The sequence below is a fragment of the Hallella multisaccharivorax DSM 17128 genome, assembly GCF_000218235.1.
Taxonomy (GTDB): Bacteria; Bacteroidota; Bacteroidia; order Bacteroidales; family Bacteroidaceae; genus Prevotella; species Prevotella multisaccharivorax.
Genome location: NZ_GL945015.1, coordinates 1 through 7,016 on the forward strand (window position 1 = coordinate 1; position 7,016 = coordinate 7,016).

Sequence of the window (7,016 nt, forward strand, 5' to 3'; positions counted from 1 at the left end):
ACTTTTATGCCGTGTACACACAATTAGGTACACAATAAAAAACTTATATTATTACGATAGATATAATCGTGTTGATTATAATTTAATTTTCTTGATATGGCGTAAGTTCTACGTATTCTTTATTCATAAAAGGATCTCTAATGTTTCCATTTCTGTCGTAGAATGAAAATTTGATTTTTGTCAGTTTAACAATATCCCAGTAATGTTCTCTACCAAAATAAATGGTTCTAGAATTTGGATCTCCAAATGCCCATTGCCCATTAATTTTAGTTTCTTCTTTGTTTTCTATTTTTATATTTGTCTTTGTATAAGTGCCATTAGTGTTAAATTTGTAAGTAGTCTGCCAAGTATATCCATTTTCATCAGTTATTTTTCACTTGCCCACGTTACATCACAAATTTGTGATGTAATACTTTTGTTTTTATAATTGTTGTACCCTTGTTCCTCAACGCATCCAGTGGTTGAAATAATACAAAGTAATGCTATTGAAATAAGCCCAAAGAAAGTCTTCTTAATTTTATTCATAGTTAAAAATTTTATATCTGGTACAAAAATAGTGTTTTTTTCTTATTTTTGCGGATAGATCTTATTTTATCAACTTAAAGGAAAGGATGAATATGAAAAAAGTCACAGCTATTTTGGTGTGGTTATTGACCATTTTTGGTATTTGCTCGTGTACCGACAATGATGTTATGGAGCCTGTAGTTAGTAATACTGAGTCGGACATGGAGGTTTTAGCCCGTTTTGTTGATGTAAATGAAACTACTAACGAGTATTACATCAACGAAAATAAGAAAACAAGGGCATTATCTTATGTAACAGGAGCTGATTGGCAGGATTTAGAGAAAGTTAGTCCCTTGAGTATTGAAAAATATAAGGAAAATTTGCGTGTTTTAAATGCTCAAGTAGCAAGTGCTATTTCAAATCCACAAACTGCTTATGTCGTTTTTTCTGTAAATGGAAAAACATTGGTCAAAAAGGTGAAGGAAAATGCGAATTTTGATATTTCTGTATCTAAGAATACTATTGCAGGAACAAGAGCTAATTTCCCTTCTTTGAGTATTAATGGAGGGTCTCAAAGTTCTACAGGAATTTTTTATGATTCCAGCCGAACTCTAAAAATGCAAGTTAATTTAAATCCTTCACTATATTCTACTTATTATTTCTTTGAAGTATTAAATCCTAATGCAAAGCCAAGTCCAGACGATAATATAACAACACCAGAAAGTGTTGCTTTTAGTGGAACTGGATCGTTACCAAACAATACTTTCACTTGGACTTCTTATTGGGATGCAAATGTCGCAGGTAAAGGATTTAAGTGGGAATTTAGAGGAAAGGGAAATAATCCTTCTTATGGCTTTATAGCTAATTGTACCTTTAGTCATTAAATATTCTGAGAAAATTTTGATAGACAAAAATTTAGGAGTCTGAAAGTAATAAAAGAGCCTGCCTGCACTTGAATATAGAGTCTGGTATGGCTCTTTTTATGTGTACGCAAATAAGTACGCAAAATGTTTGGAGATTCGTTTTTTTTTGCCTATCTTTGCCACGAACATTAGAGCCATAGAGCCATGCAGATCGTATCAACAAGAGAATTTAGAGCCAATCAGAAGAAATATTTTGATTTGGCAGAGCGTGAGACCGTCTTTGTTTCTCGTAAGAATGCCCGTCCCATTGTCATTAGCGTTGCCGATGATGACGATTTCCTTTCAAAGGCTGAACTTCTGTCTATTCAGAAAGGGCTGGAGGACATCAAGAACGGCAGGACTTACAGGATGCAGGAGGGTGAGAGCTTGACGGACTTCTTAAAGCGTACGGAAGTATGTATAAAATAGAATTTTCAGAGGAAGCGACAGAGGAACTTATCAAGATGATGAAGTCTGATGTACAGGCCTACAAGAAGTTCGAGAGCCTTATCCCAGAGCTTCTGGAACACCCATACACTGGGACAGGGCACCCACATCAGCTTCGCCACGTCAATGGCATTTGGTCGAGGAAGCTCGACAAAAAGAACCGACTACGCTACACGGTCAATGATACGACCGTGGTGGTGTTCATCGTGTCGGCCATGGGACATTATGACGACAAGTAACAAGTAGGAGGCTATCTTCTTAGCCCCCTGCTTCGTTGCTGTTCTTCTTCTCTCACTCCGTTGGCGATATTTCTCAATTCCCTTTCCGCCTGGTTCCATCTTGAGTAGTATTGGGATTGTCCGAGCCCCTTACACCCGTAATAGGCTGCGTCTTTTAGTTTCTCGGCTGCATCTGCATCGCCTTGCATGACAGAAGATAACAATCTCCTGTCCTCCGCATCGAAACGCCCATTGAAGTGAAAAACATAGCTGCGAATTATTTCGATGCATCTTTCGATGATTGGAATGCCTTGGAACTTTTCAATATCCGCCCTGTATTTTTTGGAGTCTTTGGCCAGCTCATTGGCTTCTTTGAGTTGCTTCTGCAGCCCATACACTTCCTTGTGCCCCTCTTGAAATCCCTGTCTGTATGCCTGCTCAATTTTCTGCGTGGTGCTGCCAAGCTGCCCTATCCGTTCGGACTTTAGGGCGAAAATTTCCTTGTCCTTGGCGTTTATTTGCTCTCTGAGGGCTTTTATGGTCTTGTCCTTGGAACTCTGCCCGAAAAGTCTTTTAACGCCCTCAGAGGCGCTTATTAGGGCTTCCTTGGCCGCTTTTTTGGTGTTGTAGGCTTTCAAATCTTTCTCCTGCCGTGCTTTTATCCGCTTGCGTTCTTCCTCCTCTTCCTCGTTCTGCCGTTGTATCTGTCTGAGCATCGTGTCCGCTTCGTTTATTCCCTGCCAGCGCATGGCGGCCTTTTCCTCCAGCTCTTTCACACGCTGCTCTTGGCTGAAAATCCTTTGCTCCATTGCGCTGCGGTGTCTTCTGCCTGTCTCGGATGCTTTGTTTCCCCTCTCCATCCCTGTGGCTTCTGCCAGCAGGTCTTGCATGCGTGACAGCTTGGTTCTGTCCGCTCTTATGGCCTTTCCCGTGTTAAGGTCTTGGCAACTGAAAAGCACATGGGCGTGGTGATTGACGGAAAAGCCCTCTTCCCCCTCGATGTACTTGGACTTTACGTGCCCCTCGTCCTCGTGGAGCCATATCCCTATGACTTTCCACTTTGTTACCTGCTCGACCTTGCCCTTGAAGTCCATAAGCTGCTCGTCCGTTATACCCTCTTTGAGGTGCAGGCACGCTTCACGGAATGGGGCAAATGACTTCTGGCACTTCTGCCCTGTCTTTTCCGTGTATAGCTTTTCTGCGGCATGTACAAGTGGGACGATGGATTTTCGTCCCCTTATCATGTCGTCCTCGAAGATGGTCCGGTTAAGGTGCGAGCGGTTTTTGTTCACATACTCCGGCACCTTTTCAGTACTTTCATCGCGTCTGTTGTGGACCAGGCAATTTGCCTTTGCGGTCTGCGTGTTGGAGCTACACGCCCCCTGTTTGCTCTGCTTCATGTCCGTGGTTTTTGAGGGGGAGGTCAAGGAGGGGATTTAACCCCTCCTGCACACAGCACTTTTAGGGGATTTTGCTTGCAAAATCGCATAAAGGTGCTCGTGTGCGTTTTTCTCTGCATATTTGCTTGGTGCAAATATACATCGAAAAACCGAGACCGCCAAACGGACACCCATGTTTTTTTTGATATGGCGTGCGGCGGAAGGAAGGGGGTGTAGGGGGCAGCATGCCCCCACAGCGATAGCACCATGAAACGGAGTGGTTGGAACGTGCGCCCGAGGTGTGGAGTGCAACGAAACACCATGCGCACGAGTGGAGGAACGGAACGACCCCATACAGACAAGAAATCCCACCAGCCGCAAAATCTTGCATGTGGTTGGAATGGTCTTGCGTCAGATGCAAGTATTAACTTTCTGCGGTCTTCTTCTTGATAGCGTTGATTACATATCCGATGCGGTTATTGGCCGTCCTCGATGGGCCGACAAGGGAGGAAAGGAAGCCTATGAAGTCGGGTATCTTCTTTTCCCCCTCGATGATGGTGTTCTTGTTCTTGCTGATTTCGGCTGCCTTGAACTCAAACGAATAGCGGAAGTAGTCATATGCTTTACGGCTTATTTGTGCGCTTGCTGAAACCTTTGAACGCAATTCTGTAGCATAGAGTTCTGCGTCCTTGTTGTCTGGATTGAATGTGGGGAAGAATTTGAAGCCTACAACCTTGCGACCCTCTTTTGCCTCGATGTAGTTGAACGAGTAAGGGCTACTCTTGTCAAGTTCTTTTTTTGAGATATCTAATACCCAACGTTTGAAATCACTGGCTTTGCTATATTTATCTTTTACTTTGAAGCATTGTTTTAAGTCCTCAAAGGTAAATTCCAAAGGTTTTTTCTGTCCGCTCATCAGTTCATACATACGCATAGAATAGACGGATTTGAACTGCATGGCGGTAACAAGCTCGTACTTCCGATAGCCTTTTGTGAAGTCCAGCAGACACCGCCAAATATCATCAAGGACAGTGAAGATTACATAGCCTTTTATCTTGTCTATCTTGGGACTTGATATGATACTCGTATATTGCCAAGTCTTCTCGTCCTCATACTCTACTCCCTTTTGAGCCAAGCTTCTGAAAGCCTTTTTTGCTATTGTATAGTTTTGGTCTTTCTCGTTTCGGAGTATATCTGCAACAGGCATGGTTATCTCCCGACCGAATAAGGTTGGTGTTATCTTGTGCATGTTGTCTCTAATCATAATCCCTTTGATTTCATCTTGTGCGAACTCCACAAGTCGGTACATGATACGTTTCTCGTAAGCATTAAAATCATACTTAGCGGTCGTGAAGATGTACGACTGGATTGCGAGCTCATTCCCTTTTATAGTCCTTGCCATAAATGCTTGATTTAGAATTACGTTGCAAAGATAGTAATTTAGAATGAGAAAAAATAACATTTCTCGCCAATAACATTAAATTTCTCGCTGAAAGGCTTCAAAATAACATTAAATTTCTCGCTTTTAACATTAAATTTCTCGCTGGAATTCCCCTTTCCCTCGCATTATGCGCGCGCGCGCGAAGATAGACATAACAGACGTTGTCTAAGACAGAGATAAGTCTTTTATTGAGTTGGGTGCCCGAAAACTGGAAAGGAAAAGAAATGAAAGGGAAAAAGACAAAAATAATCCCCCCTTTGAGGGGGGGGGGGGGAGAGCGTAAGCGTAAAGAAAACAAACTTTTATGCCGTGTACACAATTAGGTACACAATAAAAAACTTATATTATTACGATAGATATAATCGTGTTGATTATAATTTAATTTTCTTGATATGGCGTAAGTTCTACGTATTCTTTATTCATAAAAGGATCTCTAATGTTTCCATTTCTGTCGTAGAATGAAAATTTGATTTTTGTCAGTTTAACAATATCCCAGTAATGTTCTCTACCAAAATAAATGGTTCTAGAATTTGGATCTCCAAATGCCCATTGCCCATTAATTTTAGTTTCTTCTTTGTTTTCTATTTTTATATTTGTCTTTGTATAAGTGCCATTAGTGTTAAATTTGTAAGTAGTCTGCCAAGTATATCCATTTTCATCAGTTATTTTTTCACTTGCCCACGTTACATCACAAATTTGTGATGTAATACTTTTGTTTTTATAATTGTTGTACCCTTGTTCCTCAACGCATCCAGTGGTTGAAATAATACAAAGTAATGCTATTGAAATAAGCCCAAAGAAAGTCTTCTTAATTTTATTCATAGTTAAAAATTTTATATCTGGTACAAAAATAGTGTTTTTTTCTTATTTTTGCGGATAGATCTTATTTTATCAACTTAAAGGAAAGGATGAATATGAAAAAAGTCACAGCTATTTTGGTGTGGTTATTGACCATTTTTGGTATTTGCTCGTGTACCGACAATGATGTTATGGAGCCTGTAGTTAGTAATACTGAGTCGGACATGGAGGTTTTAGCCCGTTTTGTTGATGTAAATGAAACTACTAACGAGTATTACATCAACGAAAATAAGAAAACAAGGGCATTATCTTATGTAACAGGAGCTGATTGGCAGGATTTAGAGAAAGTTAGTCCCTTGAGTATTGAAAATATAAGGAAAATTTGCGTGTTTTAAATGCTCAAGTAGCAAGTGCTATTTCAAATCCACAAACTGCTTATGTCGTTTTTTCTGTAAATGGAAAAACATTGGTCAAAAAGGTGAAGGAAAATGCGAATTTTGATATTTCTGTATCTAAGAATACTATTGCAGGAACAAGAGCTAATTTCCCTTCTTTGAGTATTAATGGAGGGTCTCAAAGTTCTACAGGAATTTTTTATGATTCCAGCCGAACTCTAAAAATGCAAGTTAATTTAAATCCTTCACTATATTCTACTTATTATTTCTTTGAAGTATTAAATCCTAATGCAAAGCCAAGTCCAGACGATAATATAACAACACCAGAAAGTGTTGCTTTTAGTGGAACTGGATCGTTACCAAACAATACTTTCACTTGGACTTCTTATTGGGATGCAAATGTCGCAGGTAAAGGATTTAAGTGGGAATTTAGAGGAAAGGGAAATAATCCTTCTTATGGCTTTATAGCTAATTGTACCTTTAGTCATTAAATATTCTGAGAAAATTTTGATAGACAAAAATTTAGGAGTCTGAAAGTAATAAAAGAGCCTGCCTGCACTTGAATATAGAGTCTGGTATGGCTCTTTTTATGTGTACGCAAATAAGTACGCAAAATGTTTGGAGATTCGTTTTTTTTGCCTATCTTTGCCACGAACATTAGAGCCATAGAGCCATGCAGATCGTATCAACAAGAGAATTTAGAGCCAATCAGAAGAAATATTTTGATTTGGCAGAGCGTGAGACCGTCTTTGTTTCTCGTAAGAATGCCCGTCCCATTGTCATTAGCGTTGCCGATGATGACGATTTCCTTTCAAAGGCTGAACTTCTGTCTATTCAGAAAGGGCTGGAGGACATCAAGAACGGCAGGACTTACAGGATGCAGGAGGGTGAGAGCTTGACGGACTTCTTAAAGCGTACGGAAGTATGTATAA

Annotated in this window: 10 protein-coding genes; 6 read left to right on the forward strand and 4 right to left on the reverse strand. The window is 40.1% G+C overall.

Going from position 1 to position 7,016, the window contains the following annotated elements; translation table 11 throughout:
- Positions 1-366: 366 nt before the first annotated feature.
- Positions 367-525, reverse strand: a complete 159-nt coding sequence (locus PREMU_RS15415) for a hypothetical protein (RefSeq protein ID WP_244863842.1) — start codon at positions 523-525, stop codon at positions 367-369.
- Between the two features lie 92 nt (positions 526-617).
- Here PREMU_RS15415 and PREMU_RS00005 point away from each other — a divergent pair, with 92 nt between their 5' ends.
- The 3 genes from PREMU_RS00005 (at position 618) to PREMU_RS00015 (ending at position 2,092) form a co-directional block, all read left to right on the forward strand.
- Positions 618-1,388: a hypothetical protein gene (locus PREMU_RS00005; RefSeq protein ID WP_007572094.1), complete on the forward strand. Its 771-nt coding sequence runs from the start codon at positions 618-620 to the stop codon at positions 1,386-1,388.
- Positions 1,389-1,571: 183 nt separating this feature from the next.
- A complete protein-coding gene (locus PREMU_RS00010) occupies positions 1,572-1,835 on the forward strand; it encodes a hypothetical protein (RefSeq protein ID WP_007572095.1) in 264 nt (87 codons plus the stop codon).
- Positions 1,823-2,092 (forward strand): Txe/YoeB family addiction module toxin, encoded by a 270-nt coding sequence (locus tag PREMU_RS00015; protein WP_007572096.1) that lies wholly within the window; start codon positions 1,823-1,825, stop codon positions 2,090-2,092. Before PREMU_RS00010 ends, PREMU_RS00015 begins: the two co-directional genes overlap by 13 nt.
- A gap of 11 nt (positions 2,093-2,103) precedes the next feature.
- Here PREMU_RS00015 and PREMU_RS15345 read toward each other — a convergent pair whose 3' ends face one another.
- From PREMU_RS15345 to PREMU_RS00030, 3 genes are all read right to left on the reverse strand, one after another.
- Positions 2,104-3,471 carry a plasmid recombination protein gene (locus PREMU_RS15345; protein WP_007572097.1) on the reverse strand — a complete coding sequence of 456 codons (1,368 nt, stop codon included), beginning with the start codon at positions 3,469-3,471 and terminating at the stop codon, positions 2,104-2,106.
- A 403-nt stretch (positions 3,472-3,874) separates the two neighbouring features.
- Positions 3,875-4,852: a replication initiation protein gene (locus tag PREMU_RS00025; RefSeq protein ID WP_007572098.1), complete on the reverse strand. Its 978-nt coding sequence runs from the start codon at positions 4,850-4,852 to the stop codon at positions 3,875-3,877.
- 417 nt (positions 4,853-5,269) lie between these two features.
- The gene (locus tag PREMU_RS00030; protein WP_007572099.1) at positions 5,270-5,713 is read right to left on the reverse strand and encodes a hypothetical protein; all 444 of its coding nucleotides are present in this window, start codon (positions 5,711-5,713) and stop codon (positions 5,270-5,272) included.
- Positions 5,714-5,805: 92 nt separating this feature from the next.
- Between PREMU_RS00030 and PREMU_RS15420 the strand changes: the two genes are divergently transcribed.
- The 3 genes from PREMU_RS15420 to PREMU_RS00040 all read left to right on the forward strand — a co-directional run.
- The gene (locus tag PREMU_RS15420; RefSeq protein WP_244863844.1) at positions 5,806-6,084 is read left to right on the forward strand and encodes a hypothetical protein; all 279 of its coding nucleotides are present in this window, start codon (positions 5,806-5,808) and stop codon (positions 6,082-6,084) included.
- Positions 6,072-6,575 carry a hypothetical protein gene (locus tag PREMU_RS00035; RefSeq protein WP_244863846.1) on the forward strand — a complete coding sequence of 168 codons (504 nt, stop codon included), beginning with the start codon at positions 6,072-6,074 and terminating at the stop codon, positions 6,573-6,575. Before PREMU_RS15420 ends, PREMU_RS00035 begins: the two co-directional genes overlap by 13 nt.
- 182 nt (positions 6,576-6,757) lie before the next feature.
- Positions 6,758-7,016: hypothetical protein (locus PREMU_RS00040; RefSeq protein ID WP_007572100.1), on the forward strand; the 259-nt coding region annotated here is incomplete at its 3' end.

Bases quoted from the DNA above. Each gene is read 5' to 3' on its own strand.
- PREMU_RS00025 (WP_007572098.1), bottom strand. From the start codon at position 4,852: ATGGCAAGGACTATAAAAGGGAATGAGCTCGCAATCCAGTCGTACATC.
- PREMU_RS15345 (WP_007572097.1), bottom strand. From the start codon at position 3,471: ATGAAGCAGAGCAAACAGGGGGCGTGTAGCTCCAACACGCAGACCGCA.
- PREMU_RS00005 (WP_007572094.1), top strand. From the start codon at position 618: ATGAAAAAAGTCACAGCTATTTTGGTGTGGTTATTGACCATTTTTGGT.
- PREMU_RS15415 (WP_244863842.1), bottom strand. From the start codon at position 525: ATGAATAAAATTAAGAAGACTTTCTTTGGGCTTATTTCAATAGCATTA.
- PREMU_RS00015 (WP_007572096.1), top strand. From the start codon at position 1,823: ATGTATAAAATAGAATTTTCAGAGGAAGCGACAGAGGAACTTATCAAG.
- PREMU_RS00010 (WP_007572095.1), top strand. From the start codon at position 1,572: ATGCAGATCGTATCAACAAGAGAATTTAGAGCCAATCAGAAGAAATAT.
- PREMU_RS15420 (WP_244863844.1), top strand. From the start codon at position 5,806: ATGAAAAAAGTCACAGCTATTTTGGTGTGGTTATTGACCATTTTTGGT.
- PREMU_RS00030 (WP_007572099.1), bottom strand. From the start codon at position 5,713: ATGAATAAAATTAAGAAGACTTTCTTTGGGCTTATTTCAATAGCATTA.